The organism is Hydrogenivirga sp. 128-5-R1-1 (assembly GCF_000171895.1).
Genome location: NZ_ABHJ01000002.1, coordinates 54,884 through 81,039, shown reverse-complemented (window position 1 = coordinate 81,039; position 26,156 = coordinate 54,884). Strand labels below are relative to the sequence as shown.

The 26,156-nt window shown below is 52.4% G+C and carries 34 protein-coding genes; 22 read left to right on the top strand and 12 right to left on the bottom strand.

The genetic code is table 11. The features are described 5' to 3' along the window. Nucleotides 1-39 precede the first annotated feature (39 nt). Nucleotides 40-1,026: an ADP-ribosylglycohydrolase family protein gene (locus HG1285_RS14620; RefSeq protein ID WP_008286310.1), complete on the top strand. Its 987-nt coding sequence runs from the start codon at nt 40-42 to the stop codon at nt 1,024-1,026. A 5-nt stretch (nt 1,027-1,031) separates the two neighbouring features. Continuing rightward, nucleotides 1,032-1,274: an RNA chaperone Hfq gene (gene hfq / locus HG1285_RS14625; protein ID WP_008286309.1), complete on the top strand. Its 243-nt coding sequence runs from the start codon at nt 1,032-1,034 to the stop codon at nt 1,272-1,274. 11 nt (nt 1,275-1,285) lie between these two features. On the opposite strand, the gene HG1285_RS14630 is transcribed toward hfq, so the two are convergent. The 4 genes from HG1285_RS14630 to purE form a co-directional block, all read right to left on the bottom strand. Next, a complete protein-coding gene (locus HG1285_RS14630; protein ID WP_008286308.1) occupies nt 1,286-1,618 on the bottom strand; it encodes a (2Fe-2S) ferredoxin domain-containing protein in 333 nt (110 codons plus the stop codon). 70 nt (nt 1,619-1,688) lie between these two features. Then, nucleotides 1,689-2,369 carry an N-glycosylase/DNA lyase gene (locus HG1285_RS14635; protein ID WP_008286307.1) on the bottom strand — a complete coding sequence of 227 codons (681 nt, stop codon included), beginning with the start codon at nt 2,367-2,369 and terminating at the stop codon, nt 1,689-1,691. Beyond that, entirely contained in the window at nt 2,366-3,460 is a 1,095-nt protein-coding gene (locus HG1285_RS14640) for a 5-(carboxyamino)imidazole ribonucleotide synthase (protein ID WP_008286306.1), read from the bottom strand. Before HG1285_RS14640 ends, HG1285_RS14635 begins: the two co-directional genes overlap by 4 nt. A 1-nt stretch (nt 3,461) precedes the next feature. After that, nucleotides 3,462-3,944 carry a 5-(carboxyamino)imidazole ribonucleotide mutase gene (purE, locus tag HG1285_RS14645; protein ID WP_032496333.1) on the bottom strand — a complete coding sequence of 161 codons (483 nt, stop codon included), beginning with the start codon at nt 3,942-3,944 and terminating at the stop codon, nt 3,462-3,464. Between the two features lie 15 nt (nt 3,945-3,959). Between purE and HG1285_RS14650 the strand changes: the two genes are divergently transcribed. The 12 genes from HG1285_RS14650 to HG1285_RS14705 all read left to right on the top strand — a co-directional run bounded on the left by HG1285_RS14650 (nt 3,960) and on the right by HG1285_RS14705 (nt 13,094). Beyond that, a complete protein-coding gene (locus tag HG1285_RS14650) occupies nt 3,960-4,538 on the top strand; it encodes a hypothetical protein (RefSeq protein WP_008286304.1) in 579 nt (192 codons plus the stop codon). Between the two features lie 4 nt (nt 4,539-4,542). Then, the gene (gene murB, locus HG1285_RS14655; protein WP_008286303.1) at nt 4,543-5,430 is read left to right on the top strand and encodes a UDP-N-acetylmuramate dehydrogenase; all 888 of its coding nucleotides are present in this window, start codon (nt 4,543-4,545) and stop codon (nt 5,428-5,430) included. Further along, complete coding sequence (locus HG1285_RS14660; RefSeq protein ID WP_232219445.1) at nt 5,402-6,259, top strand: D-alanine--D-alanine ligase; 858 nt, start codon at nt 5,402-5,404, stop codon at nt 6,257-6,259. The genes murB and HG1285_RS14660 overlap by 29 nt, the downstream gene beginning before the upstream one ends. Before the next feature lie 16 nt (nt 6,260-6,275). Further along, nucleotides 6,276-6,983 carry a hypothetical protein gene (locus HG1285_RS14665; RefSeq protein ID WP_008286301.1) on the top strand — a complete coding sequence of 236 codons (708 nt, stop codon included), beginning with the start codon at nt 6,276-6,278 and terminating at the stop codon, nt 6,981-6,983. A gap of 6 nt (nt 6,984-6,989) precedes the next feature. Beyond that, the gene (gene ftsA, locus HG1285_RS14670) at nt 6,990-8,243 is read left to right on the top strand and encodes a cell division protein FtsA (protein WP_008286300.1); all 1,254 of its coding nucleotides are present in this window, start codon (nt 6,990-6,992) and stop codon (nt 8,241-8,243) included. Between the two features lie 12 nt (nt 8,244-8,255). Then, the gene (gene ftsZ, locus HG1285_RS14675; protein ID WP_008286299.1) at nt 8,256-9,347 is read left to right on the top strand and encodes a cell division protein FtsZ; all 1,092 of its coding nucleotides are present in this window, start codon (nt 8,256-8,258) and stop codon (nt 9,345-9,347) included. Between the two features lie 9 nt (nt 9,348-9,356). Next, nucleotides 9,357-9,623 (top strand): hypothetical protein, encoded by a 267-nt coding sequence (locus HG1285_RS14680; RefSeq protein WP_008286298.1) that lies wholly within the window; start codon nt 9,357-9,359, stop codon nt 9,621-9,623. Next, nucleotides 9,620-10,561 (top strand): Hsp33 family molecular chaperone HslO, encoded by a 942-nt coding sequence (gene hslO, locus HG1285_RS14685; RefSeq protein WP_008286296.1) that lies wholly within the window; start codon nt 9,620-9,622, stop codon nt 10,559-10,561. Before HG1285_RS14680 ends, hslO begins: the two co-directional genes overlap by 4 nt. Before the next feature lie 97 nt (nt 10,562-10,658). Then, entirely contained in the window at nt 10,659-11,231 is a 573-nt protein-coding gene (locus HG1285_RS14690; protein ID WP_008286294.1) for a nucleotide exchange factor GrpE, read from the top strand. Further along, the gene (locus HG1285_RS14695) at nt 11,231-11,431 is read left to right on the top strand and encodes a hypothetical protein (RefSeq protein WP_008286293.1); all 201 of its coding nucleotides are present in this window, start codon (nt 11,231-11,233) and stop codon (nt 11,429-11,431) included. Before HG1285_RS14690 ends, HG1285_RS14695 begins: the two co-directional genes overlap by 1 nt. After that, complete coding sequence (locus HG1285_RS14700; protein ID WP_008286292.1) at nt 11,428-11,925, top strand: NYN domain-containing protein; 498 nt, start codon at nt 11,428-11,430, stop codon at nt 11,923-11,925. The genes HG1285_RS14695 and HG1285_RS14700 overlap by 4 nt, the downstream gene beginning before the upstream one ends. Further along, nucleotides 11,922-13,094, top strand: a complete 1,173-nt coding sequence (locus tag HG1285_RS14705) for an ATP phosphoribosyltransferase regulatory subunit (protein WP_008286291.1) — start codon at nt 11,922-11,924, stop codon at nt 13,092-13,094. The genes HG1285_RS14700 and HG1285_RS14705 overlap by 4 nt, the downstream gene beginning before the upstream one ends. Here the strand turns inward: HG1285_RS14705 and metK are convergent. From metK to kdsA, 4 genes are read right to left on the bottom strand one after another with little or no spacing between them, the layout of a single operon-like run. Next, nucleotides 13,068-14,195: a methionine adenosyltransferase gene (gene metK / locus HG1285_RS14710; protein ID WP_032496332.1), complete on the bottom strand. Its 1,128-nt coding sequence runs from the start codon at nt 14,193-14,195 to the stop codon at nt 13,068-13,070. The genes HG1285_RS14705 and metK overlap by 27 nt on opposite strands. Before the next feature lie 18 nt (nt 14,196-14,213). Then, the gene (locus tag HG1285_RS19380) at nt 14,214-14,354 is read right to left on the bottom strand and encodes a hypothetical protein (protein ID WP_008286289.1); all 141 of its coding nucleotides are present in this window, start codon (nt 14,352-14,354) and stop codon (nt 14,214-14,216) included. A gap of 28 nt (nt 14,355-14,382) precedes the next feature. Next, the gene (locus HG1285_RS14715) at nt 14,383-15,189 is read right to left on the bottom strand and encodes a hypothetical protein (RefSeq protein ID WP_008286288.1); all 807 of its coding nucleotides are present in this window, start codon (nt 15,187-15,189) and stop codon (nt 14,383-14,385) included. 24 nt (nt 15,190-15,213) lie between these two features. Further along, nucleotides 15,214-16,014 carry a 3-deoxy-8-phosphooctulonate synthase gene (gene kdsA, locus HG1285_RS14720; protein ID WP_008286287.1) on the bottom strand — a complete coding sequence of 267 codons (801 nt, stop codon included), beginning with the start codon at nt 16,012-16,014 and terminating at the stop codon, nt 15,214-15,216. A gap of 48 nt (nt 16,015-16,062) precedes the next feature. Between kdsA and HG1285_RS14725 the strand changes: the two genes are divergently transcribed. Genes HG1285_RS14725 through HG1285_RS14755 form a run of 7 tightly spaced genes read left to right on the top strand, consistent with a single transcriptional unit; the run spans nt 16,063 to nt 20,781 of the window. Continuing rightward, entirely contained in the window at nt 16,063-16,368 is a 306-nt protein-coding gene (locus HG1285_RS14725; protein WP_008286286.1) for a hypothetical protein, read from the top strand. Beyond that, the gene (locus HG1285_RS14730; protein WP_008286284.1) at nt 16,365-17,150 is read left to right on the top strand and encodes a tetratricopeptide repeat protein; all 786 of its coding nucleotides are present in this window, start codon (nt 16,365-16,367) and stop codon (nt 17,148-17,150) included. Before HG1285_RS14725 ends, HG1285_RS14730 begins: the two co-directional genes overlap by 4 nt. A gap of 5 nt (nt 17,151-17,155) precedes the next feature. Then, complete coding sequence (gene uppS, locus HG1285_RS14735; protein WP_032496331.1) at nt 17,156-17,845, top strand: polyprenyl diphosphate synthase; 690 nt, start codon at nt 17,156-17,158, stop codon at nt 17,843-17,845. Next, complete coding sequence (locus HG1285_RS14740) at nt 17,838-18,554, top strand: phosphatidate cytidylyltransferase (protein ID WP_008286282.1); 717 nt, start codon at nt 17,838-17,840, stop codon at nt 18,552-18,554. Before uppS ends, HG1285_RS14740 begins: the two co-directional genes overlap by 8 nt. A 9-nt stretch (nt 18,555-18,563) precedes the next feature. Further along, complete coding sequence (locus HG1285_RS14745) at nt 18,564-19,472, top strand: DUF4931 domain-containing protein (protein ID WP_008286281.1); 909 nt, start codon at nt 18,564-18,566, stop codon at nt 19,470-19,472. A 17-nt stretch (nt 19,473-19,489) separates the two neighbouring features. Then, complete coding sequence (locus HG1285_RS14750; protein ID WP_008286280.1) at nt 19,490-20,107, top strand: segregation/condensation protein A; 618 nt, start codon at nt 19,490-19,492, stop codon at nt 20,105-20,107. A 38-nt stretch (nt 20,108-20,145) separates the two neighbouring features. Continuing rightward, on the top strand, nt 20,146-20,781 hold the full coding sequence (locus HG1285_RS14755; protein WP_008286279.1) for a class I SAM-dependent methyltransferase: 636 nt from the start codon (nt 20,146-20,148) through the stop codon (nt 20,779-20,781). On the opposite strand, the gene HG1285_RS14760 is transcribed toward HG1285_RS14755, so the two are convergent. From HG1285_RS14760 to ligA, 4 genes are all read right to left on the bottom strand, one after another. After that, complete coding sequence (locus HG1285_RS14760; protein ID WP_008286278.1) at nt 20,756-21,511, bottom strand: DUF72 domain-containing protein; 756 nt, start codon at nt 21,509-21,511, stop codon at nt 20,756-20,758. The genes HG1285_RS14755 and HG1285_RS14760 overlap by 26 nt on opposite strands. After that, nucleotides 21,495-21,773, bottom strand: coding sequence for a ubiquitin-like small modifier protein 1 (locus HG1285_RS14765; protein WP_008286277.1), 279 nt, complete (start codon nt 21,771-21,773; stop codon nt 21,495-21,497). Before HG1285_RS14765 ends, HG1285_RS14760 begins: the two co-directional genes overlap by 17 nt. A gap of 12 nt (nt 21,774-21,785) precedes the next feature. Continuing rightward, on the bottom strand, nt 21,786-23,015 hold the full coding sequence (gene thrC / locus HG1285_RS14770) for a threonine synthase (protein ID WP_008286276.1): 1,230 nt from the start codon (nt 23,013-23,015) through the stop codon (nt 21,786-21,788). Nucleotides 23,016-23,097: 82 nt separating this feature from the next. Then, nucleotides 23,098-25,245, bottom strand: coding sequence for an NAD-dependent DNA ligase LigA (gene ligA, locus HG1285_RS14775; RefSeq protein ID WP_008286275.1), 2,148 nt, complete (start codon nt 25,243-25,245; stop codon nt 23,098-23,100). 17 nt (nt 25,246-25,262) lie between these two features. Here ligA and HG1285_RS14780 point away from each other — a divergent pair, with 17 nt between their 5' ends. Continuing rightward, nucleotides 25,263-26,141 carry an FAD:protein FMN transferase gene (locus HG1285_RS14780; protein ID WP_008286274.1) on the top strand — a complete coding sequence of 293 codons (879 nt, stop codon included), beginning with the start codon at nt 25,263-25,265 and terminating at the stop codon, nt 26,139-26,141. Nucleotides 26,142-26,156: the final 15 nt, after the last annotated feature.

The window sequence follows — 26,156 nt, the reverse complement described above, 5'->3', positions numbered from 1 at the left end:
CGTCCGATGACCGAGGGCATAAAGTCCTAAATTATTAGTATGCAAATCCTGAGGGACAAGTTCAAAGGAACCATACTGGGAGCTGCTCTCGGAGACGCTTTGGGAAAGAGCGTTGAGGATATAGTGGAGGAGGAAGTTTACGAGTTCTACGGGGGTAGGGTAGAGGGTTTTGTCCCGCCTCACCCTTCAAGCCCCGCCCACGGACAGCTCCCGGAGGAAACTTCCGATGAGACGACCATAATGGTTTTACTCCTTGAGAGCCTTGTGTCCAAAAAGGAGATAGACCTTAAGGACTTTCTTAACAGGCTCGTTCTCTGGTACGAAGATGAGGCTTCCCACAGGTATCCAGACCCGGCATTGCTCACGGCTGTAGACCTGCTTTCAAGGGGTGTAAACCCTACGACCCATGGGCTCAGCTCAACCTCTATTGAGGGTATACTCAGGAGCGTGGTGGTCGGTCTATATCACTACCACAACCCCGAGCTCGCCGCGGAAGGTTCAAAGCTTGTATCCATGCTGACTCATCGTAGCGACGCAATTTCCGAAGGGGCTGCGGTGTTGGGAGCGCTCATATCCTACCTTGTGCTTGAGGAGTTTGACCTGAGGGACTTCAACGAGCGCATAAGGCTCGTTAACGCTCTGAAGCGATTTGTAAAGGAAAGGAAATATGAGAAGACCCTTGACCTCGTTCAAGAGTTGCTCTACGAACAGGCCGACCTCTCCATGGCTATAAGGAATATAGGTAACGGTTCTTACGTGTTTGAAGCCCTTCCCCTATCCCTGTTCATATTTCTCTCCAACATAGATAACCCTCTGGAAGGTCTCTGGTGGGCTGTAAACTCCTACGGAGACTTCGGGGGAGACACAGATTCAATAGGTTTTCTCGTGGGTTCCTTCCTCGGGGCGTACTTTGGCGAGTCAGTGTTCCCCAGACATCTGATTGAAGAGCTGGAAAACTCAAATAGGTATGAAGAGCTTGCCGAAAAACTGTATGATATTACAGAAAACATGATAATAAGGAGGTAAACATAATGCCCTACAAACTACAGGAGAGCTTCTTAAATACGGCGAGGAAGAGGAGAGTTAAGGTTTCAATTTACCTCGTTAACGGCGTTAGATTGCAGGGCAAAGTCAGGTCCTTTGACATGTTTACCATACTCCTGGAGGACGGAAGACAGCAGACCCTCGTATACAAGCACGCTATCACCACCATAATACCCCACGAGAGGCTTGAGATAGAGTTTGAAGAGGCGGGGGTGCCGGGACAGGCGTAGTCCCGACTTTCTTAGAACATTCCGGGTGGCTTTCCCTTTGATACTACGAGCCTATCAACGGGTTTGCCGCCCTTGAGGTGCTCCCTTATTATCTCCTCAACGTCTTCAACCTTGACGTTCCCGTACCATATCCCCTCCGGGTAAACCACCATCGTAGGTCCCATCATGCAGGGTCCCAAGCAGCCCGTAGGTGTAACTGCCGTTGACATGAAGAGCTCTGGGTCTTCCTGGAGCTTCTCCATAAAAGCCTGATAGACTTCCCTTGAGCCCTTCTCGGCACACGAACCCTGGGGATGTCCAGGCGGTCTCTGATTAACGCATATAAATACGTGTTTAAACTCCATATTTTTCACCTCCGGAATTTTTCCGTAATTTTAACAGCCTTTTGCCTTCCGTCCCTATGAGTTTAATCAATTACTTTAGAACCTTCCTCGTCTTTATGTAGAAGATGTACAGGTCAAGCTCAGCCTGGGTTATGCCGAGCTCCCCGCAGAGTTTTTCCAGAACTGCCTCCGCCTCAAGGTACCTCTTAGGGGTCATGGTCTTGACCTCGGGGAAGAGTCCGTTTTCTGTCAGGAACCTGTAAACGTGCCTGTCTATTATCGCGACGTTCTCTACCCCGATGTTCCTGAGGAAGTGGGACGCCTCTTTGTAGCCGAAACCCTTTATCTTGAACTCTGACTTCGGATCAGCCAGAAGACTGCGCACCTCTTTCTTATCCTCCTCCTTCAGGAGGGACTTTATGCTGTCCCACCTCTCCCTGACCATCACTATTCTCTCAGCCCTCTGCTCGGGAAATCTGTGTCCGTAGCTCCTTATAACTCGGGCGAGCTCTTCGTATTTCAATTTCATGAAGCCCTCGTCACCGAGCTCCGCCTGTATCTTTATACCCATGGAGGCTGATGAGTTTGCCGTGAGGACGCAGAAACAGAGCTCCGAGAAGATACCCGCCTCGTAATCAATATCAAGGAAGGGTCTAAAGTCGTAGTGGGTTTTCCCTTCACTGCCGAGCCTCTTGAACTCACCGATCCTCTGCTTCACATACCTATCTACCTGAGGGATCACATCAATTAGCTTGCTTAACGCTATCTTCATGACGGGGTGGGCTCTCTCTCGTAAAGTATCCTGAGGAGCTTATCCAGCTTGAGCTCCATGTCCGACACACTTCTGGAGACCACGTTCACGTGCCCCATCTTTCTCCTGATTTTTTTCGTCTTTCCGTACCAATAGACCTTTGTCCCCTCAATCTTTAGTATCTCTTCTGTGGGTAGCTCCTCCTTGGACATCCCGAGTATGTTCACCATACCGGAGGGTAGCTTTAATTTCGTGGAGCCGAGGGGGAGACCCGTTATAGCTCTCAGCAGGTTCTCAAACTGTGAGGTGTAAGCGCCGTCAAGGGTGTAGTGCCCCGTGTTGTGGGGTCTCGGTGCGAACTCATTTATTAGAACCTTTCCCTCTTTGGTCACAAAGAACTCCACAGCGAGCAGACCCACGATACCAAGGTCTTCTATCAGTTGAGAGACTATCCCCACCACCTCCCTCTCGTAGGGGAGCCTCTCCGCCGTCCTGTTGTATAGAAGTATTCCTTCCTCGTGGACGTTTTCAGTCAGGGGAAATACCTTCACCCTTCCCTCAGAGTCCCTGACGCCCACCGCCGAGACCTCGCTTTGGAAATCAACGAACTCCTCAACCACGAAGCTTTCTTTCTTGGAATGTCTGGATAATATCCCTTCAACCTCACCCTCTTCATATACCCTGTACTGTCCCTTTCCGTCGTACCCAAGTCTTTCGCTCTTTACCACTGCTGGCAGTCCCACCTCTTTGAGGAGCTCCCTGAGCTGACCGAGCTTACCTCTTCTGAAGCGGGCTACGGGATACCCATTCCTGTACAGGAAGCTTTTCTCCTCGCCCCTACTCTGCTTGAGCTCAAGGGCTGTAAGGTTTGGAACTACCTTGTCTTCAACCTTACTCAGTATCTCTTCCTCTATGTGCTCAAACTCGTAGGTTATAACGTCGCAGATCCTGTGGAACTCCTCAGCCTTTTCCGGCGGAAACCACCTGTCTGCCACTCCGCTGGCGGGCGCCTTTGGGTCTTTATCAAGGACGTAAAAGTTAAATCCGAGCTTCCTGCCCTCAATTATGGTCATCCAGCCAAGCTGACCGCCTCCGAGGATACCTATGTTCATACTAACCCTCTATTCTCATGTTGAGGACCTTTTCCTTCAGCTTTTCCCTGTATTCCTTGAGTTTCTCCGAGAGCTCGGGACATTTTACGGAGAGTATCCTCACCGCCAGGAGCCCTGCGTTGGTTGAGTTCCCTATGGCAACCGTTGCCACGGGTATTCCCGCAGGCATCTGGACTATTGAGTAGAGGGAGTCAAGACCAGACATGTGCTTCGTTGGAACCGGGACGCCTATCACCGGGAGCGTGGTCAGGGAGGCAACCATACCGGGAAGGTGAGCGGCACCACCAGCTCCAGCTATTATCACCTCAAGACCCCTATCCTCTGCAGACCTGGCGTATTCGTACATTAGATCGGGGGTGCGATGGGCGGAGACCACCTTCGCCTCGTGGGGAACATCAAACTCTTTGAGCACCTCCACCGCCCCCTTCATGTGATCCCAGTCGGATATACTCCCCATAATTACCGCTACCAGAGGTTTTTCCATAAGAAAATTATATCTGTGAAGTTTGAGGAGTTTAAGAAGGAGCTTGAGAACCTGAGGGAGTTTGCAGAGGGCTGGAGGGGGAAGATATACAGGGGAGAGTGGAAGGGTGTTCCCGTCAGTCTGAAGGTAGCCAAGAACGAGCACGTGATCAGGGCTATCCGCAAGGAGGCTGACATACTGGAGAGACTGAAAGGTATGGAGGAGTTCCCCCAGCTGATACTCAAGGGTGAAGACTTCTTCATGTACAGGTTTATAGAGGGGACGCCCTTGGGAAAGCTAAACCTCAGCCCTGAGGAGGAGAAGGGGGTGTTGCGTAAGCTCCTTGAGATAGCCTACAGGCTGGACAGGCTCGGTATAGCTAAGGAGGAGTTCGCTCACATATACAAGAACGTCCTGATGGACAAGAGAGGAAGGCTCTACGTCCTTGACTTTGAGAGGGGAAAGTTCACCAAAAGACCCACGAACGTGACCCAGTTTCTTCAGCTTCTCACAAGGAGGGGTTACATCAGCCGGGACGAAGCTATTGAGCTTGGCAGGAGGCACTTAAAGAACGGGGAAGAGGTGTTTGAGACTTTAAAGGCTAAGTTAGAATAGAGGGGTGGAGCTTCTCAGGGGCTACGAGCTTTCAAGGCTGACCACCATAAGGATAGGCGGAAGGTCTGATATGTTCGCCGAGCCCTCTACTCCAGAAGAGATAAAGGAGCTCGTCGTGATGTCCAGAGACATGGACGTTCCCCTGTTCGTTGTCGGCGGAGGCTCAAACGTCATATTCGGCGACTTTAAGGGGCTTGTGATCAGCACGAGGAGGTTGTCGGGCATTGAGGTGGAGCCTGAAAATGGCAGGTTGACGGTTAAAGCCCTCGCTGGCACTCCCCTTCGTGAGCTCATAGCCCTGTCGGTGAAAGAGAACCTTAAGGGTCTTTACAGGCTCGTAGGGTTTCCCGCAACCGTCGGGGGAGCGGTATCCATGAATGCGGGAGCCTTTGGGGTTGAGGTCTCCGACTTTTTGAAGAGGGTCGTGTTCCTCAATTGGGAGGGGGAAGTTGTTGAAGCTGAAGCTTCAGAGCTATCCTTCGGCTACCGGAGTTCTCCCTTTCCCAAGATAGGGCTTGTGCTGTCCTGCACCTTTGAGTTTGAGAAGAGTGAGCATCCAATTCAGGAGGAGTTCAACAGTATAAGGGTGAGGAGGAAGAGCACCCAGCCCATAGACAAGCCTACGAGCGGCTCCACCTTCAAGAACCCGTACCCTGAGTATGCGGGGAGGCTTCTGGAGGAGGTGGGTATGAAGTCCTGCAGAGTTGGCGGTGTAGCCTTCTCGGAGAAGCACTCCAACTTTATCATTAACCTTGGGGAGGGGAGCTTTAGTGACGTTGTAAAGCTTATAGGGGAAGCCAAGAGGAGGGTTTACGAGGAGTTCGGCATAGAGCTTGAGGAGGAGGTGAAGCTAATTGAAGATAGTGGTCTTGATGGGTGGAAAGTCCTCTGAGAGGGAGATATCCCTTAAGACGGGGAGGGCTGTATCCCGTGCACTCAAGGACATGGGACACGAGGTACACGAGCTTGACCTGACCCCTGAGATAGCCTGCGAGCTACTCCGCATAAAGCCCGATAAGGTATTTATAGCTCTGCATGGACCTTACGGTGAGGACGGCAGAATCCAGGGTCTCTTGGACATACTCGGCATACCATACACGGGAGCCGGAGTTCTCGGTAGCGCCGTAGCGATGGACAAGGAAATTACCAAGAGGCTGCTCTCTTCCGAGGGCATACCGACACCACCTTGGAGGTGTGTGCGCAGGGGTGAAGAGCCTGTCTGGAGAGACTTCCCCGCCGTTGTCAAACCTGCAGATCAGGGCTCAAGCGTTGGGCTGTCGGTAGTCCACAGCGAAGCTGAGCTCGGGAAAGCTGTTAAAGAACTCTTTGAACTGACCGATAAGGTGCTTGTAGAGTCTTTTATTGAGGGGAGAGACATGACTGTAGCCATACTCAAGGGGAAGGCGCTTCCCGTCATAGAGATAAAGCCGATAAAGGGCATATACGATTACGAGAGCAAGTACACCAGGGGAAAGACGGAGTACACTTTCCTGGAAGAAGGAGAACTATCAGAGAGACTTCAGGATACAGCCCTTAGGGTTAACGAGCTCCTCGGTCTTAAGGACATGGCTCGGGTGGACTTCAGGGTTGATGGTGAGGGTAACCCTTACGTCCTTGAGGTTAACACTGTTCCGGGCATGACGGAGCTCAGCCTCTTCCCTATGGCGTGTGAGAAGGCTGGTATGAGCTTTAAAGAGATGTTGTCTATAATACTTAGTTAGGCTTTTGGAGGGAGCTGTGAAAAAAAAACACAACACGGAAAGGAGGGCTCAGAAGCTCTTTTCAGTGCTCTTGTTCGTTGCGTGGATAAGTTTCATGGCTTTCGCAGGTTTCTTTGCTCCCTCCTTCTTTGCCCAGCTGCCCTTCTTTAAGGTCAAACAGATAGAGCTCAGCGGTAACGATAAGATAGCCTTTGAAGACATAAAGGAGCTCGTTGAAGAGCTCAGCACGAGCCTGACGAGTCTGAACGAGGAGAACCTCCTCTCGGAGCTCAACGCCCGTTTTGACGGCAGGGTCAAAAAGGTATACATGACGAGGGATATAGGTATAGGGGGAACCAGCCTAAAGCTGAGGGTTGTGGAGAGGAAGCCCGTTGCTAGACTTAGGTTCGGGCAGGGTTATCTCTTGCTTGATGAGGAGGGGGTTGCATTCGCTCCCTTTGAGGGAGAGGGGAAAGGACTCGTTGAAGTAGAAACCTACGATATAGACCTGCTCAGGGAACATTTCAGCAGGCTTTACGAAGGGGTTATCTCCCTGAACATACCTCTGAAACTCATAAGGGTGAGAAGGGACAGCGTGGTTCTAATATTGAACTCAAAGAAGGTCATACTCCCACCTCTGGAGCTGTTGCCTCCTAATGTATCTGAGCGTCTGAAAATGATTTATAATTTTCCCGAGGAAAAAGTTGATTTGAGGTACGGCAGGTTTATCTTAGTAAGAAATTGAGGTGGGATGAGAACAGTTGCTTCAATAGACATAGGGACTGATAAAATCGTCGCCCTTATAGGGGAGGTTGACACCTACGGAGACCTTCACATAGTAGGGGTCGGAGAGTCAAAGGCGAGGGGTGTAGATAAGGGCACTATAACGAGACTTGAGGTCGCCGCAAGGGCGATAGCTACCTCCGTCAGGGAAGCGGAGGAGATGTCCGGACAGAAGGTAACTGAGGTCGTAATAAACGTCTCCGGTTCCACAGTGAAGAGTCAGAACGAAAAGGACACCATAAACATATCCCCGAGTCCCGTGGAGGTTGAAGAGGAACACATTCACAGACTCGTTGAGAGGAGCGTTGCGAGGGGTAAAGAGGACGGGTACGACATAGTTCACGCCATTCCGAGAAGGTACATGCTTGACGACCAGGAGGGTATAGAAGACCCGGTGGGCCTTATAGGTTCTAAGCTGACAGCCCAGGTTCACATAGTCAAGGTCGGTACTACCGTCAGCAGAAATCTTGAGAAAGCGGTAGTCTCTGCGGGCTTCCAGCCCACGATGAGGGTCGTGAGCGCCATAGCGTCGGCTAACGCAGTGTTGAGCGAGGAAGAGAAGGACGAGGGAGTCCTCCTGATAGACATGGGTGCGAGCCTGACGGACTTCGTCCTTTACCTTGAGGGCTATCCGGTCGTTACAGGATGCATAACCCTTGCGGGAAACGTCATAACGAAGGACATAAGCTCTTACATGAAGATTGACCCTGAACACGCAGAAAAGATAAAGAGGGAAGAGGGCGTGGCACTCGTAGACCTGGTGAAGGAAGGGGAGATAATAAAGATAAAGCCCCGTGGTGAGGATAGAGAGATATCCATAGAGAAGTCAACCCTCGCCGAAGTTATACAGATAAGGCTTGAGGAGATAGTTGAGAAGATAGTTGAAAAGATAGAGGGCTCAGGCTACAAGCTGGACGGTGCTAACGCCGGTGTGGTTATAACGGGCGGGTGTGCAAACCTTACAGGTATAAAGGAGTTCCTTGAGAGGTTTACAGACCTGCCTGCACGGGTCGGTGTTCCCTCGGGGCTGATAGGTCTCAAGGAGAAGATAGAGGACTCCAAGTACTCAACCGCGGTGGGACTCCTCAAATTTCGCGTATCGCCCGAAGGGGTGGCACCCGCGGGTTCAAGGATAGAGGTTCAGTCCAACGGGCTCGGCAAGGGGCTGGACTTGAAAGGTCTTATAGAGAAGTTTAAGAACTTCTTAAGGGAAATTATGTAAGGAGGGACGGCTATGGAGAGTCTGAACCCGACAAGGATAAAGGTTGTGGGCGTAGGAGGTGGAGGATGCAACGCGGTGAACAGGATGTTCAACGATGGGATAGAGGACGTTGAGATATACGCAGTAAATACGGACGTTCAACACCTCAGCTCCCTGTCGGTTCCCCACAAGATACAGATAGGTGAGAAGGTAACAAGGGGTTTAGGCGCTGGAGCAAGACCTGAGATAGGCGAGCAGGCTGCCCTTGAGGACGTTGACAAGATAAAGGACATACTCAGGGACACCGATATGCTCTTCATAGCGGTCGGTCTCGGGGGAGGAACTGGAACGGGAGCAGCCCCCGTTATAGCCCAGACGGCGAGGGAGATGGGCATACTGACCGTGGCGGTGGCAACTCTGCCCTTCAAGTTTGAGGGTCCCCGCAGGATGGAGTCCGCGCTTGCAGGGCTTGACAGACTCAAGGACAACGTTGACACATACATAGTCATACATAACCAGAAGCTTCAGGACATAGCCAACAAGGTGCTCACGGTGAAGGACGCCTTTAAAGAGGTTGACAACATTCTCTCAAAGGCTGTCAGGGGTATAACGAACATAATCTCAACCTCGGCTGTGATAAACGTTGACTTTGCGGACGTAAGAACTGTTATGGAGAGCGGTGGTCTCGCCCTCATAGGCATGGGAGAAGGTAAAGGGGAAGGCAAGATAGAGGTCGCCGTTGAACAGGCTATAAGCAACCCACTCCTGGAAGGTAACACCATAGAGGGGGCGAAGAGGCTGCTGGTAACCCTTTGGGTGAGTGAGGACATACCCTTCAACGAGGTTGAGCAGGCTATAAACGACATGATGGACAGGACTAACAACGAGCCACTCATAATATTTGGAGCAGTTCTGGAAGAGGGAGTTGAGAACTTCATGAGGGTGGCGGTCGTTGCGACGGACTTTGAGAAGTCCCAGTCCGAAGGCGTAAAGGAAGAGGGCGTCTTCAGGGTTATAAAGAGGGAGCCCCAGCCCATGAAGAGGGCTGTCCCCGAGGAGAACATAAGCCCGGTGGAGCCTGAAGAGGAGGTTCCCGCATACCTGAGAAGGAAGAGAAGGATATAGTCTTAACAGGTGAAGCCTATAAACCCTAAAAAGAGCAAGGTCTTCTCCTTCCTGATAGGTCTTATATATGGATACAGAACAGCCGATATGGAGCTCAAGGTCATGCCCCTGGAGGAGTTTGACCCAAACAACCATGAAGGTTTTGATGTTTACTTCCTTGACAAGAAGAGCGACAGGGTCAGCAAGAACGAACCCATAGAGGAGCCTTCCCATATAGTAGCCATCTTTGAGGACTTTGAAGCCAAGAAGGTCAGGCTCTATATTTATAAGTCATGATACAGAAGGAACTTACCGACGAGACGAGAAAAGACTTAAAGGATTACTTTCAGAACAGAGACTACATGGTGATAGCGGTTCCCAAGAGGGAGCCAGCCCGTGTGTACGTGGTAAAGGCTACGGGGGCGGTTGAGACCGCCCGCAGAATTCACGGGCTTTCCCCTGGTGCTACTGTTGCCCTCGGTAGGGCGTTGATAGGAGCTGCCCTGCTCACATCCCTGGTGAAACACGCGACAGATCAGAAGGTTCTCCTGAAGATAGAGGGGAACGGTCCAATAGGAACTATCGTGGCTGAGGCTGATGGTAAGGGTAGGGTCAGGGGTTTCGTTGAAAACCCTCAAGTTGAAACCTTCACCAAGGAGGCTGAAGGCAGAACTAAGTTTGACGTCTCCCGTATAGTGGGCAGCGAGGGAACTCTGACCGTGGTTAAGGAGTTGAGACTGGGGACACCCTACACCAGCGTCGTGCCTCTCGTCTCCGGGGAGATAGCCCAGGACTTAGCCTATTACTTCTCCCAGTCGGAACAGATCCCCTCTGCGGTGGGCATAGGCGTTCTCGTGGGCGAGGACGGAAGCGTAAAGCAAGCAGGAGGCTTCCTCGTTCAGACCCTCGGAGGTATAAGCGACAAGGTGGTTGATCTCCTGGAGCACAGGGTTACGGAGTTACCACCTGTCACTCAACTTATGGAGGAGGGCAAACGCCCTGAGGACATAGCCACCATGATCCTGGATGGGCTCGAGCCCCAGTTGATAGGATTGAAGGAGGTTGAGTACTACTGTCCCTGCGATGAGGACGTGGCTAAGTCAAGCCTGCTTCTGCTGACGGAGAGTGAGCTCAACGAGCTCCTTGAGGAAGGTCCAGCGGAGGTGGTATGCAAGTTCTGTGGAAGGGTTTACAGGTTCACAAGGGAAGACCTTAAGAGCGGTAAACCTCAATAGTGGAGTAGGTCGGTTTAACTACCCCGGGCTCTTGTGTTTAGTGTGCCCTGGACTTATCCTTATATACTCTGGAGACAATTAAAAACGGAGGTTAAAGATGGAAGAGAGAGAGGAATTAAAGGAAGAGATTGAAGAAATGAAAGAGGAATTGAAAAAAGAAGAGGAAGAGGTTGAGGAGCTCCACAACAAGGTAAAGGAGCTTGAGGAGAAGGTCAGCAAGCTGGAATTAATTGCAAAGAACTCAAACATAAGGGCTTCGGAGCTTCAGAGAGAACTTGAATACCTGAAGGAGCGTTACAGGAGAGACCTGGAGGAGCAGAGGAAGTTCGGGTATGAGGGCTTCGCGATAGATATCCTCAACGTCATAGACAACTTTGAAAGAGCTCTCTCCGCTGCCTCTGCAACCCGGGACTTTGAGTCCCTCCTGAAGGGCGTGGAGATGATATACGCAGAGCTGAAGAAGGTGCTTGAGAAGCACAACATCCGCGAGATAGATATTGAGGGGAAAGAGTTTGACCCTTACCTTGCGGAGGCGGTAGAGAGGGTAGTCTCCTCGGAACATCCGCCCAACACTGTGGTCAGGGTTCTTCAGAAAGGATACAGACTGCACGAAAAGGTGATAAGACCAGCCAGGGTAGCCGTGTCTGTTTCTGAGGAGGAGATAACTTGATGGAGATAAGGTTTAAGGACTTCCACAGGAAGCTCGCCCCTTTCAAAGACGAGAGTATGGAGCAATTGCTTGAGGAGCAGGTGAACGAGTGGATAAGGCTGAACAAGGTTAAGGTCATAAACGTGGAGACCCTGTGGCAGAGGAGTGCCCACGTGTCCGTGGGCGTGAGGGTATGGTACGTAGTCGGTGATGGAGAATGAAGAGAGCGGGCATATTCATAGATGGAACTAACCTATACTTCGTACAGAAGAACTTTCTTCACAGGAAGATAGATATAGTCAAGCTGGTGGAGTACTTCAAGCGCTTCTATTCCATCTACAACGTCTTCTTCTACCTCGCTTACAGGGAGGAGGACGACAAGCAGGAGAAGTTTTACAGGATGCTCGCTTTCAGCGGCATAACTGTGGTGAGGAAACCGCTCAAGCACCTGCCTGACGGAAGCCTGAAGGGAAACCTTGACGTGGAGATAGTGATAGACATGCTCCTCACAAAGGACAACTACGATGTGGCAGTCCTGTGTTCGGGGGACAGCGACTTTGAGAAGCTCATAAACGTATTGCGCTCCTTCGGGAAGGAGGTAGTTTGTGTGTCCACGAGAGACAGTTCCTCTATAGAGGTCGTCAACGCCGCCGACAGATACATAGACCTGAGGGACATAATAGAGGAAATAAAGCTGGAGGAAGCGGTGAGATGACGAGACCTCAGATACTTCCCTTTGAGAGGATCCTCACCCAGGAGGAATCAAACCTGATAAAGAGAAGCATCAGAACCGCTACCGATGTCTTTGAGAGGTGGGGGTACAACTACATAAAGCTACCTGCCTTTGACCACTACGACGTCCACTCAAGGGCTCTCGGCAGCAGGGCTTCTGAGGTAATAGTTTTCAAGGACAGCGAGGGCGGAAGCCTGGTAAGTCTGAGGGCTGACTTCACCGCTCAGGTGGTAAGGAGCGTGAGTTTCTTCAAGGTCTGGCACTACCCGTTGAGGCTCTATTACTTCGGAACACTCTTCTCCTCGGGAGGGGATACCTGGGAAACCTTTCAGACAGGAATAGAGCTCATAGGCGTGGACAACGTGGAGGGAGATGCGGAGGTCGTCTCCGCGATCTGGGACTACCTGCGCGCCTTGGGGATAAAAGAGCTGGTGGTCAGCGTCGGACACGTGAACATAGTGAACAAGCTCCTGGATAGGGTTGAGGAAGGACTCAGGGACGAGGTCAGAAGAGCCTTTAAGGAGCGGAACCTGAGCCTTTTAAAGACCGCCTTCGGCGGTGGTTTGATACCGAAGCTACCCCTAATCCAGAGTCCTGAGGAAGCCCTCGCAGCCCTCTCAGAGCTTGGACTTGAGGAGGAGAGGAGGGAGCTTGAGCTTTTAGGTAGATACCTGCGGGAAGCGGGAGTGAGATTCACCTACGACCTTTCCGAGGTGAGGGACTTCCCCTACTACACGGGTGTGGTCTTTGAGTTCTTTCATCCGGGGCTGGGCTCACCCGTGGCTGGCGGTGGCAGGTACGACCGACTTTCGGAGGCTTACGGCGGTGAATTCCCTGCCACAGGGGGTAGCGTATACGTTGACAGGCTTATGAACCTCTTTGAGCCAGAACTGGAGCCAAAGGACTACTTCGTAATTGACCTTTCTAAGGATAAGAGGTTCGGTTTTAAGCTTGCCTCCACGCTGCGTTCAAAGGGATACAGGGTCGGCAGGGACATAGTGAGCAGGGCTACCGAGCACTCCCTTGACTACGCCTTCTCCGAAGGGTACAGAAAGGCTGTGGTTGTGCTTGACGAAAGGGACGTTAAGGTCTATACAACGGTCAAGGATTACACCCTCCTCACCCTAAAGGAGTTCCTTGAGCTTGTCTAAGTAGTCCAGCCTCTCCCACGGGAACCTCTCCCTGCCAAAGTGACCGTAGCAGGCTGTATCCCTGTATATGGGCTTCCTGAGGTCTAAGAACTCTATTATGTCGCAGGGTTTAAGGGGAAAGACCTTTTGAACGATCTCCTCAATTTTTTCCTTTTCCAGCTTTTCTGTTCCGAAGGTTTCTACATCAAAGGCTATTGGCTCCGTAAGCCCGAAGGCGTAACCTATCTGGACAACACACTTGTCAGCGAGCCCGGCTGCAACCACGTGCTTGGCTATCATCCTTGCCATGTAGGAACCCGACCTGTCAGTTTTGGAAGGGTCTTTCCCGGAGAATGCGCTTCCGCCGGAAAACCCTATGTCGCCGTATGCGTCTGAAACTATCTTCCTTCCTGTGAGACCCGTGTCGGCGACTGGACCTCCTATCACAAACCTCCCCGTGGGGTTAACCTTGACGTTGGTCTCGCTCTTCAGGAACTCCTCGGGGACTTCCTTCTTCAAAACCTCCTCAATAACGAGCTCCCTCAGGTTTTGAAGGGAGATGTCCGGGTCGTGGTGCACGTATGCCACTATGTCCTTAACGTACCTGGGCTTTCCATCCTCGTAAACCATGCTTACGAGGACTTTACCGTCCGGTCTTAGGAAGGGAAACCTGCCCGTCTTTCTCAGGTCGGATACTCTGCGGGTTATCCTGTGAGCCAAGGTTATAGACCAAGGCATAAGGTTGGGAGCCTCTTTGACCGCGTAGCCCACCACTATCGCCGTGTCTCCAGCACCCTCTCCCGACACGCCGAGGGCTATCTCCGGGCTCTGTTCGTCTATGGAGGTGACTACCGCACAGGTGTCCGCGTCAAACCCGAGCTCAGGCTTTGTGTAGCCTATCTCCTTTACCACTCCCCTCACGACCTTTGGTATATCAACGAAGCTCTCCGTGGACAGCTCACCCCCAACCATGACGAGCCCGGTGGTGACGAATATCTCCATAGAAACCTTACTGTAGGGGTCTTTTCTGAGGAACTCGTCCAGAAGGGCGTCCGCGATCTGATCTGCTATCTTGTCGGGGTGACCCTCCGTCACCGACTCCGCCATACGCAGGGAATACATGCCCAATATTTTAAAGCATCAGGGCTCTGTGGGTTCGTCGGGAACGGTGTGGTCTATCTTCTGGTCTGGGCAGAGTCTCCTCGGCTCCCACTCGGGGTGGACGTCTGGGTCTATGGGCTCAACGGGAACCGTAGGTTCAACCTGGGGCTTCTCTTCCATAGCTAAACCCTCCTACCTTCTAATATAATCACCAGGAGCCAAGGTTAAAGAGGAGTTCCACAGCCTCCTCCTCAAGGGTTCTGTCCAGACCGCCACTTCCCACGCTCGTCAGCTCAATGCCCTCTATCTCCCTTGGTGGTTCCGGTAGGGGCATGTCCTCCGCCTCGTAGGGGTTTGCCATGTACACAAGCCTGTCCCCTTCTCTCTTTATGGAAAGCCCGTACGCCTTCATGAAGGCGTTCCTCCACACAACTATGAAGAGTTTGAGGAAGAAAGAGAGGCTTGTGGGTCTGTAGGAAGGGTGGGGCTTGTACTTCTCGGGCTGTCTTATTCCCTCAAGCTCCATCTTCTTTATGATCCTCTCCACCTGATTGGGTGCGGGGTGTTTGACCTCAGGCCACCCGAACACCTCCGGGGCTTTCCTGCCCAGCTTGAAAACCCAAGAGGTCAGCCTCGTAAACTCCTCCGCGGGCGGAACGAGTATGTATCTGAACTCCCTCTGTCCAAACTCCACCTGCTCGGGCAGGTCTTCAACAACCCTGAGAAGAGCCCTCGGTCCCTCCTTTCTCAGTAGGTCTTCAACCTCGTAAAAACCCAGGTACTCGCTCTTCCACAGGGATATAAGGATGGGCTCCCTACCGAGACCGAAGGGCATCAACCTTATGCCTGACAGTATCAGTCTCTCCCTGCGGGTTCTGCCCCCGAGCCACAGGTACTTGTCCAGGTATATCTTGAACTCCCTCGGGCTTGATAAGAGCTTCTCCCAACCCTCTTTGCTGACCTCAAGGGGGTCAACCAGGTCTACGAAGTTGAAGGGAAGGGTAAAGGTACCCATTATGAGTTTTCAATATAGAACTTTTCAGCGGACGGGCACATCCCTGTACTTCAGAGAAACTTCTCTTATCTCAAGCATAGCCTCAACTATGAACTCAAGGTCTTTGAGAGGAACCTGATTAGGTCCGTCGGATAGGGCTTCGTCAGGGTTCGGATGGGTTTCCATGAACACTCCGTCGCACCCCACTGCCACGGCAGCCCTTATCAGGGGGAAGACGAACTCCCTCTGACCGCCCGACCTGTTGCCCATACCCCCAGGGAGTTGGACGCTGTGGGTAGCGTCAAAGATCACCTTCGCAAAGTTTGACATTATGGGCAGGCTCCTGAAGTCAACCACGAGGTTGTTGTATCCGAAGGATACTCCCCTCTCAGTCAGGAATATCTCCTTGGCACCGCCGACCTTCAGCTTCTCCACTATGTTCTTTGTATCCCACGGGGCTAAGAACTGACCCTTCTTCACGTTCACCGCCTTGCCCGTTTTGGCGGCGGCTATGAGCAGGTCGGTCTGCCTGCACAGGAAGGCTGGTATCTGGACTATATCAACGACCTCGCCCACAGGTTCAGCCTGCCAGCTCTCGTGTATATCGGTGGTGACCTTTAGCCCGAACTCCTCCTTTACACTTCTCAGAACCTTTAGACCGAACTCAAGTCCGTGTCCCCTGAAGGAGTTGATGGAAGACCTGTTTGCCTTGTCAAAGGAGGACTTGAACACAAAATCAACCTCGTCGTACTTTTCACTCAGTTCCTTTAACTTTTGGGCTACCGGGAGGACTACCGCCTCGCTCTCTATGACGCAGGGACCGGCTATTATGGTGAAGTTTTTCATTACTTCCCTCCGTATATAATACTATTCCGAATCCCCAGGGAGGGAAGGATGATACACGAGCACCAAATAGAAAAGCTCAAGGGCAGGTTCTTTACCGAGGAAGAGCTCAAGAGGGAGGTCAAGCTCCACAGTCTTGTGAGGGACATAAGAAAAGAGATAGAGGAGGCGGTGAGAGAGCACTTCAGCAAGACAGACCAGGAGTTCAACCACCTTCAGCAGGTCAGTGACAACTACGGGATACTCGTCCGTGTGGTCAGAGACAAAGACACTGGAAGGTTATACTACTTCTATTACTTTAAGCACAGGATACCCTACAGAGAGTATTATTTTTATAAGGAGGAAGAGGAGGAATGAGGATAATTCCTTTCTTGGCTACTGTTGCACTTCTCGCGGCGTGTGCACCTGTCTCCCAGAAGCCTGACAGGGTAGCGGAGATGGAGATAAAGCTCACGCGCCTGGAACAGAAGCAAGAGGACATAGAGAAGGACGTTGAGCGCACCAACGAGAGGATAGACAGGCTCACGGAGCTCATATCGGAACTCAGGCTTGAGATTGAAAGGCTCAAGCTGAAGCTCATAACAGGTGTCGGCGACGAAACGCCAAAGGCGGGTAAAGCTGACAAGGGCGAGAAGGGTGTCGCTTATACGGAGAAACTCCCCACCACAGAGAAGATACCCCTACCCGCGACAGGCTCTCTGAAGGAACCACAGGAGAAGGCTGAGGAGGAGAAAGAGCCTGAGGTTGAAGATGCGGAAACCGCTTACAAGAAGGCTATAGAGCTTTACAGCGTCAAAAAGCTCTACGAGGCTAGGGACGCCTTCCTGAACTTCATAAAGAAGTTCCCTGAGAACAAGTACACCGACAACGCCTTCTTCTGGATAGGCAAGATATACCAAGAGCTCGGAGACCTAAAGAGGGCTGAGGAGATATACAAGAGTCTCGTGGACAAGTGCGAGAGGGGAAGGCTGCCCGACTGCAACAAGCTCCCCGACGCATACTTCCAGCTTATGAGGATAAACGTTGACAGGGGTAACGTTGAGGAAGCCAACAGGTACTACTCAATACTTATAGACAGGTTTCCCACCTCTGACGCTGCCGTCAGGGCTCGCGAGCAGAAAGTCCTCTTAGGAGAGTAATAGGTATGAGTATCCCGAGGCACGTGGCTATCATAATGGACGGGAACGGGCGCTGGGCTCGTCGTCAAGGTATGCCCAGAATAATGGGGCACTACCGGGGGGCTGAGGTTGCAGAGGAGATAACGAAAGCCTGCATAGATATTGGGGTTGAGTACCTTACTCTGTTCGCCTTCTCCACGGAGAACTGGAACAGACCCAAGGAGGAGGTTGAGCTCCTATTTGATCTCCTGAGGAACTACCTGACCGGAAAGAAGGAAGAGCTGATAGATCTCGGCGTGAGACTCAAGTTCATAGGTAGAAGGGACAGGATAGGTAAAGACCTCAGACTGCTTATGGAGGAATTGGAGAGGGACACTTCCAAAGACTACCGGATAACCGTCGTGCTCGCGGTGGACTACGGGGGCAGGGACGACATACTCAGGGCTGTGAACAAGCTCATAAGGCTTGAGTTTGACCACATAGACGAGGATACCTTCTCCCACTTCCTTGACCTTGGAGACATACCCGACCCCGACCTTCTCATAAGGACAGCCGGGGAGAGAAGGATATCCAACTTCCTTCTCTGGAACCTCGCTTACACGGAACTGTACTTCACGGAGGTGTGCTGGCCTGAGTTCACCGTGGAGGAGCTTCAGAGGGCTATAGAGGACTTCTCTAACAGGAAGAGGAAGTTCGGAAGAGTGCTTGATGAATAGAGAGCTCTACGGTGCCATCATAGGCGCACTCACCCTCCTGTCCCTGCTCCTGCCCGTACAACTGTTCGCGCTCGTTGTTGCCCTTCTCGCTCTGGCTATGGGAAGGGAGCTGTCTCAGGCTCTCGGAGTTAAAGAGTTCTCTCCTGCCGCCTTCTTCTCTCCCCTCCTGTTCGCCGTTCACCCCGCCCTGGGCGGGGTCTATGCGGGGCTAATGTCCCTCGCTTACGGCTACCGCACCTGGAGTCTTGAAGCCTTCTTTCACACCTTCTTTATCCTCTTCTACACGGGCTTTTTCACCTCCTTCCTCGTGCTTCTCAGGGAGGAGGGTGTTTACATGATCGTTGTGTTCTTCCTGAGCGTGTGGGCTAACGACGTCTTTGCCTATTACACCGGCAAGAAGTTCGGGAGGACGCCCTTCTTCCTCAAGCTCTCTCCAAAGAAGACCCTTGAAGGGTTCGCGGGAGGTCTCGTAGCGGGAACGCTCGTCTTTACATTGCTGTCGGGACTTCCACCGCTGAAGGCTCTTATTATCGGTATTCTCTTCCTTTCGGTGGGCGTGGCTGGTGATTACTTTAAGAGCTTCATAAAGAGGCAGCTCGGTATAAAGGACTTTTCCAGCGTATTGAAGGGGCACGGTGGTTTCGTTGACAGGTTTGATGCGGTCGTTTTCTCCGCCCCTGTATTCTACTGGCTTCTGTTCCGAATATAGAATATAGCCATGGACTTCTTTATACGGGAAGACCCCCTGACCGACGACAGGAAGATAATAGCCTCCGTGAGGAGCAGGAGACCACACATCCTCAAAGAGGTCACCGAGGAGGAGCCTATTCAGTGTCCCTTCTGCCGGGGCAACGAGGCGCTCACACCGAGAGAGCTGTTCGTGGTGAAAGGGGAGAAGGGGTGGTTGGTCAGGGTAATACCCAACAAGTTTCCAGCCATACCCCACATGCACGATGTAGTGATTGACTCTCCGGGGCACGAGGACGATCTGGACACGATAGAACACCTTGATAGACTGCTCTGGACGTACAAGGAGAGGCTCGTTTACTACTACAACAGGGAGGGTGTGAAGTACGTTGCCGTTTTCAGGAACAGGGGCAAGAACGCTGGAGCCTCCATACCCCACCCCCACTCCCAGGTGCTCGCCACACCCTTTTACCCGCGCAGGTTCCTTAAGGAGAAGGAGAAGTACGAGAGGGAGAACAGAGACGTCTTAGGGGACTTCCTCAGGAGGGAGACTGAGTTTCAGGAGAGGGTTCTGTCCGTGTCCAAAAACTTCGTGGTTCTCATGTCCTACGCCCCTACTACGCCCTACGAGGTGTGGATAGCCCCCAAGGAGAAGTTGAGCTCTTTCGTCTTTGAGACGAGGTTTGAGGAGCTTGCGGAGCTTATAAGGGACTCGGTAAGACTCTTGAAGAGCTATCTGGGAGAGGGTTTATCCTATAACCTGACCTTCCAGTCCGCTCCTCCCTGGGATATGGACTACCACTACTACGTCAGAGTCCTGCCGAGGGTTTCCGTCTTCGGAGGCTTTGAGCTTGAGACGGAGAACATAATAGTGAGCGTGGCGCCCGAGGAGGCTGTCATGGAGCTGAGGGCTGTAAAGTATTCCCAGAGAACCGAATAGAGTATTGGAGGTGTTTTATGGGGAGCTTTGTGTTTGAGGAGGATCACCCCTTTGCACTCGTGGTGCCTATGATAGAGGAGGGCAAGCTTGACCCCTGGAAGGTAGATATAGTTGAACTCGCCAACCTGTACATAGAGGAGCTCAGGAAGAGGGAGACCCTTGATCTGAGAGTCCCGGCGAGGGCTGTTGTGGCTGCGTCTTTCCTCCTCAGGAAGAAGGTTGAGGTGATATTCCCAAAGCCCGAGAGAAAGCCCAGACAGAGGAGAGACTATACCCTTGAAGAGATAGTGGAGATGTTTGAGGAGGAGAGCAAGGAGGTTGAAGAGAACCTCGCTGATAACCTTGAGAAGGTGAGAAAGACCCTGAAGGGCAGCTCAAAGGTGAAGAGACGCAGGAGAAAGAGGGGCAGGGTTATACCCCTCCACATCTCAAGGTTTGAGGACGTCCTGAAGGAGATGTGGGAGTTCTTCAGCGGCATGGACGTGGGTAAGAGGATAGAGTTCTTCACTTTCCTTGACAGGGTGAACTTCGTCCCTCAGTTTATGGCTCTCATGTACCTTTACTACGAGGGGAAGGTTGAGCTTTACCAGGACGAACCTTACGGTGACATTATGGTTGAGGTCAGGGAAGCGTAAACTCCTTCGTGGTATCCTCCTAACTCAGGAGGTTTCTTATGGCTCACAAGTTCAATCCGGAGAACATTAGCAGGCTTGAAGACCCATCAAGGCTTGAGCTCTTTGACCCTGAAAAGGTGCTCAAAGAGTTCGGTATAAGGGAGGGCATGACAGTTCTTGACGTGGGGACAGGTCCCGGTTTTTATCTGCCCTACCTCTCAAAGCTGGTGGGTGATAAGGGGAAGGTTGTTGCCGTTGACGTCCAGGAGGAGATGGTAAAGAGGGCTAAGGAGAAGGTTGAAAGGGAAGGTCTTAAGAATGTTGAGGTTCTCAAGTCCGAGGAGAACAAACTGCCCCTTGAGGACAGCTCCGTAGACTTTGTCTTCATGGCTTTCACCTTTCACGAGCTTGAAGACCCCAAGGCTTTCGTTGAAGAGCTCAAGAGGGTTGCGAAGCCCTTCGCCTACCTTGCAGTTGTGGACTGGAAGAAGGAGGAGAGGGACAAGGGACCACCTCCAGAGGAGGTTCTCTCCGAGTGGGAGATAGGTCTCATACTTGACGACTCCGGCGTTCGTGTGGGTAGGGTGGTTGAGATAGGTAAGTACTGCTTTGGAGTTTACGCGGTTTTTCCCCAGGAAGAGGAGGAGAACCCCCTTATGAACGTTCCCTTCAGGATACCCCCCGGTATGGTTTGACGCCGAGGAACTCCATTAACCTGAGGCAGTTGTTGGGTGCGTATGCGTTGAAGTCGTTGTTGAAGTAGGCGTAAACCTCCCCGGAAGAAACTCCCTTCAGTCTCTCAGCCCACTCCCGGAGCTCTTCGTCGCTGTAGTTGTATCTGTACCATCCCTCTTTTCCGTGAAAGCGGACATACAGAAAATCTGCAGTCTCCACGAGCCTCTCGGGCAGTTTTGGAGAGCTGACCGAGCAGAAAGCCACTCCGGACTTCCTCAGGCGGCTGAACACCTCCTCCCTCCACCAGCTCTCATGTCTGAACTCAAGGACGTTCTTGAAGTCTCCATCAAGCTGGGAGAGGATCCTATCAAGGGTCTTCTCTGAGTAGTGGAGGGAGGGCGGTAGCTGGAACAGAATACAGCCGAGCTTCTCCTTCAGGGCTTCCCTGACCACCGAGTAAAACTCCCTTAAGAGTTCCTCTGTACCCTTTAACTTCTTCATGTGGGTTATGGAGCGGTTTGCCTTCACGGAAAAGATGAACCCCGGAGGGGTCTCTCTATAAAACCTCCTGAGGTTCCCCTTCTTTGGGAAGTTGTAAAAGGTTGAGTTTATCTCAACGGTGTTGAAGAACCTGGCATAGTACCCGAGCCACTCCTTAGGCTTTAGGCTCTCCGGATAGAACCTGCCCTTCCAGCTCCAGTAGAAGTAGCCGGAGCACCCTAAGAAGTAAGCTTTATCTTCCTCCAGCAATTGCCGGAACTATGGAGAGGACGTCCCCGTCCTTGAGCTCTGTATCAGCACCCTTGAGGAACCTTATGTCCTCGTCGTTGAGGTAAAGGTTCACAAATCTCCTGAGCTCGCCCTTCTCGTCCAGAAGACGCTCCCTGAAGCCGGGGTACTGCTCCTCAAGCTTCTCTATCGCCTCTCTGACGGTACTCGCTTCAACTTCAACCTCACCCTGCCCGTCGGTGAGCCTTCTCAGGGGGGTGGGAACTCTAACTGTTACAGCCATCTTCTCACCTCCTCAAACTTTGGCAAGAACCTTCTCCTTGAAATCTTTTAGGGTTGCCTGTATCCTGACAGGCTCGGAGAGGTGCCCGTCAAGGACTTCAAGGGTCTTGTATCCGTTTCCGGTTATGTAGGCGACGACAACTTCGTCGGCGTCAAAGGCGCCCCTCTGGGCGAGCTTCTTTAGGACGGCTATCGTGGTTCCCCCAGCCGTCTCGGTGAATATACCCTCAGTCTCGGCGAGCAGTTTCATAGCCTCAATTATCTCCTGGTCGGTTGCGGTCTCCCAGTCTCCGCCGCTCTCCTTCGTGGTCTGCAGGGCGTATATGCCGTCCGCAGGGTTTCCTATAGCTATGGACTTGGCTATCGTGTCCGGTCTCACGGGCTTTATGAAGTCCCTTCCCTCCTTCCAAGCCTGGGCTATGGGCGAGCATCCTTCAGCCTGCGCTCCGTACATCCTCGTGCTGACCGAGTCTATCAGTCCTACCTCTTTGAGCTCTTTCAGACCCTTCCATATCTTCGTGTAAAGCGAACCTGAGGCGGCGGGTGCCACTACCGCATCGGGGGCTCTCCACCCGAGCTGCTCAACCACTTCGTAGGCGAGGGTCTTTGAACCCTCTGCGTAGTAAGGTCTTATGTTTATGTTGACGAAAGCCCAGCCCTGGTCGTTGGCTATCTCTGAGCAAAGCCTGTTCACGTCATCGTAGGTTCCCTCAACCGCCACTACCGTGGGGTTGAAGACGAGACTTCCGTATATCTTCTGGGTCTCCAGGTTAGCCGGTATGAAGACGAAGCAGTTAAGCCCAGCCTGAGCGCAGTGGGCTGCCACCGAGTTGGCGAGGTTTCCCGTGGAGGCACAGGCGGCGGTGTCAAAGCCGAACTCTCTCGCCTTGGATATAGCCACGGAGACTACCCTGTCCTTAAAGGAGAGCGTGGGGTGGTTTACCGAATCGTCCTTTATGTATAGGTTCCTGAGTCCGAGGAGCTCTCCCAGCTTCTCAGCCTTCTTCAGGGGCGTGAAACCGGCGGTCAGACCTACGGTGGGGTTCTCCACGGGAAGGAGGTCAACGTAACGCCAGAGACTCTTGGGTCCCTGCTCCACCTTCTCACGAGAGATATTACCCTTTATCTCATCGTAGTCGTAGACTACCTCAAGAGGTCCAAAACAGAACTCACAGACGTGGATAGGCTCCACGGGATAGTCCCTTCCGCACTCTCTACACTTGAGCCCCTTAACCTTTGCCAACTGTCCTCCTCCAGGGAAATTAAGTATTTTACATTATAAGCTAATGTCCCGACGGCTTCAGCCCTTACAGACCTGTTGGTCTTCAGAAGAGGTAGCCCTCTCTCTTCTCCTCCCTCCTGAGCTCTTCCAGATCAACGTAGTCCTTGACCATGTTCAGGAAGTCCTCCTCATTTAAGAGCTTGATGCCCAGCTGCTCTGCCCTTCTGAGCTTTGTTCTGCCGGGCTCTTCCCCAACTACGAGGTAGGTGGTCTTTGAGGTTACGCTGTTGGAAAAGGTGCCTCCAAGACTCTCCACGAGCTCGCCCGCCCTCTCTCTGGAACAGCACCTCAGCGTCCCCGTGAACACGAAGACCATACCCTTAAGGGGTCCCTCCTTCTCAAGCTTTGTTCTCCTGAGCTTCACGCCGGCTCTGTCCAGTTTCTCTATGACCTTTACGTTCTCTTCCCTTGAGAAGAACTCCTTTATACTCCTGGCGACCACGTCGCCTATCCCTTCTATAGCCTCAAGCTTCTCCACAGGCATATCCCTCAAGTCCCAGATGCTGTCTATCACCTGAGAGAGCTTCTTTGCGGTGGTTAGCCCCACGTACCTTATGCCGAGCCCGTAGAGAACCCTGTCAAGTCCCCTGTTCTTGGACTCCTGAATGGCGTTGTAAAGGTTCATTGCCGACTTCTCCGCGAAGCCCGGTAGCTTCATTAAGTCCACCACCTTCAGGTAGTACAGGTCTCCCACGTCCTTAACCAGACCCTTCTCGTAGAGCGCTTTAGAGGTGGCTTCTCCGAGACCTCTTATGTCCATCGCCTCCCTTGAGCCCCAGTGCTTTAGCCTGAGAACCACCTGGGCTGGGCAGGATATGTTTATACACCTCCAGGCGACCTCACCGGGCAACTTTACGAGCTTTGAGCCACAGGAGGGGCACCTGTCGGGAAACTCTATGGGGACCTCGTCTCCGTCCCGAGCCTCCTTTATAACCTCAACCACGTAGGGTATAACGTCCCCAGCCCTCTCAACGAGCACGAGGTCGCCTATCCTTATGTCCTTCTCCCTTATGAAGTCTTCGTTGAACAGCGAGACCGAGGAAACTACCACGCCTCCTATCTCAACGGGTTCAAGCTTGCCTACGGGGGTTATCGTTCCGACCCTTCCCACCTGAAACACCACGTCTATGAGCTTCGTCGTAGCCTGCTTTGGCTTGAACTTGAAGGCTATAGCCCATCTCGGGTGGTGAGAGGTAAAGCCCAGAACCTCATAGTACTCCTTCCTGTTGACCTTTACGACCATTCCGTCTATCTCGTAAGGATACTCCTCCCTCTTTTCCTCCCATTCCCGGCAGTACTCTATGACCTCATCTATGCCTTTGCAGAGCTTCATGTCGGGGAAGGGTGTCTTAAAGCCGAGCAGGTGAAGCATCTCTATGGCTTCGTAGTGGGTGTTCGGGTGTCTGGACTCCGGCTCAACGTAGGACACCTGGTATACAACGGCGTCAAGCTTTCTCTTCGCAACCTCGGCGGGGTTCTGGAGCCTTATGGAGCCGGCTGCGGCGTTCCTGGGGTTGGCGAAGGGAGGTAAGCCCTCCTCAAGCCTCTCCTCGTTCATCTTCCTGAACTCTTCCCTGTTTATGAGGACTTCCCCCCTCAGCTCTATGAGCCTTATGCCGAACCTGCTGAACTCAGCCTTCAGAGGTATAGTCCTTACAGTCCTCAGGTTGTTGGTTATGTCCTCTCCCGTTTCGCCGTCTCCCCTCGTTGCGCCCCTGACGAAGAGGTCGTCCCTGTAAAGGAGGGCTATGCCCGCACCGTCGTACTTGGGTTCAACGCTGTACTCCACAACGTCAAGTCCCGTTAGCTCCCTCACCCTCCTGTCAAAGTCTCTGAGCTCCTCCTCCGTGTAGGCGTTGTCCAAGGATAGCATAGGCGTGTAGTGTCTTACAGTGGGAAAGGCACCCGTTATCTCGCTGGCAACCCTCTGGGTAGGTGAGTCCGGGGTTATTAGCTCTGGATACTTCTTCTCCAGGTCTCTGAGAGCTCTGAATAGCTGGTCGTACTCGTAGTCCGATATGACGGGGGAAGCCTGGACGTAGTACTTGTAGTCGTGGTAGTTTATGACCTCCCTGAGCTCCTGGACATACTCCTGTGCCTCTTCCTTTCCAGCCTTCCTTATCCTCTCAAGCTCCGACAGGAGCTTCCTCGTTAACTCTATGAGCTCCCTTTCCCTCTCCTGGGTGTACATAATTAAAATTTTAAGCTGTGATAGTTCTCCTGTGCCTCCTGCTCGCCTTTTCCTCGGCTCTTTCCCTTGAAAGGATGTTTTACGTGATGGGCACATACGCTTACGTAGATCTGCCCTCCGAGGAGGAAGCCTATAGAGCTTACAAACTGATGCGCTCCCTTGAGGGAAAGATATCCGACTACATAGACAGCTCCGAGGTGTCCCTGATAAACAGGAACGCAGGTAGGAGGGCGGTCAGGGTCTCCGAAGAGACTATGAAGGTTCTGCGTCTTGCCCTATCAGCCTCCGAGAAAACCTACGGCTACTTTGACGTAACCGTTGGGGCTCTGACGATAAACCATAAGCGACACGGCAGACTTACCCGGGAGGAGGCTGAGGAGCTCGTGAACTTCAGGAACTTGGTGCTGGAAGACGGCTCAGCCTTCCTGAAGGAGGAGGGTATGGCTGTTGACCTCGGTGGTATAGGGAAGGGGTACGCCCTTGATCTCGTCAGGGAAAAGCTCAGCTCCCCGTGGGGCTTCGTGAGTATAGCCGGAGACATGAGCGTGTGGGGAACTGAGAGGGTCATAGCTGTGAAAGACCCCCTTTCAGGGGGTAGCCTCCTTCAGGGTGTAAATGCCGGAGACCTCTGTATATCTACCTCCGGCAACTACATAAGACAGCACATAGAACAGCGGGACGAGGACCTCCTTCAGGTGACGGTGGTTCATAGAGCCTGTGCTTTAGCGGACGCCTACGCCACAGCCCTCCTGTCCATGCCCCTGCACCTCCGCAGGAAGTTCATGGCTGAGAACCCCGATGTGGGAGTCCTTGAGCTTTACAGAGACGGCTCCCTTCACATGAACCCAGCCTTCAGAAGGAGTTTCAGGTTAATAATTTTCAAGGATAGGGAGTAACACCTACGGCGGAGC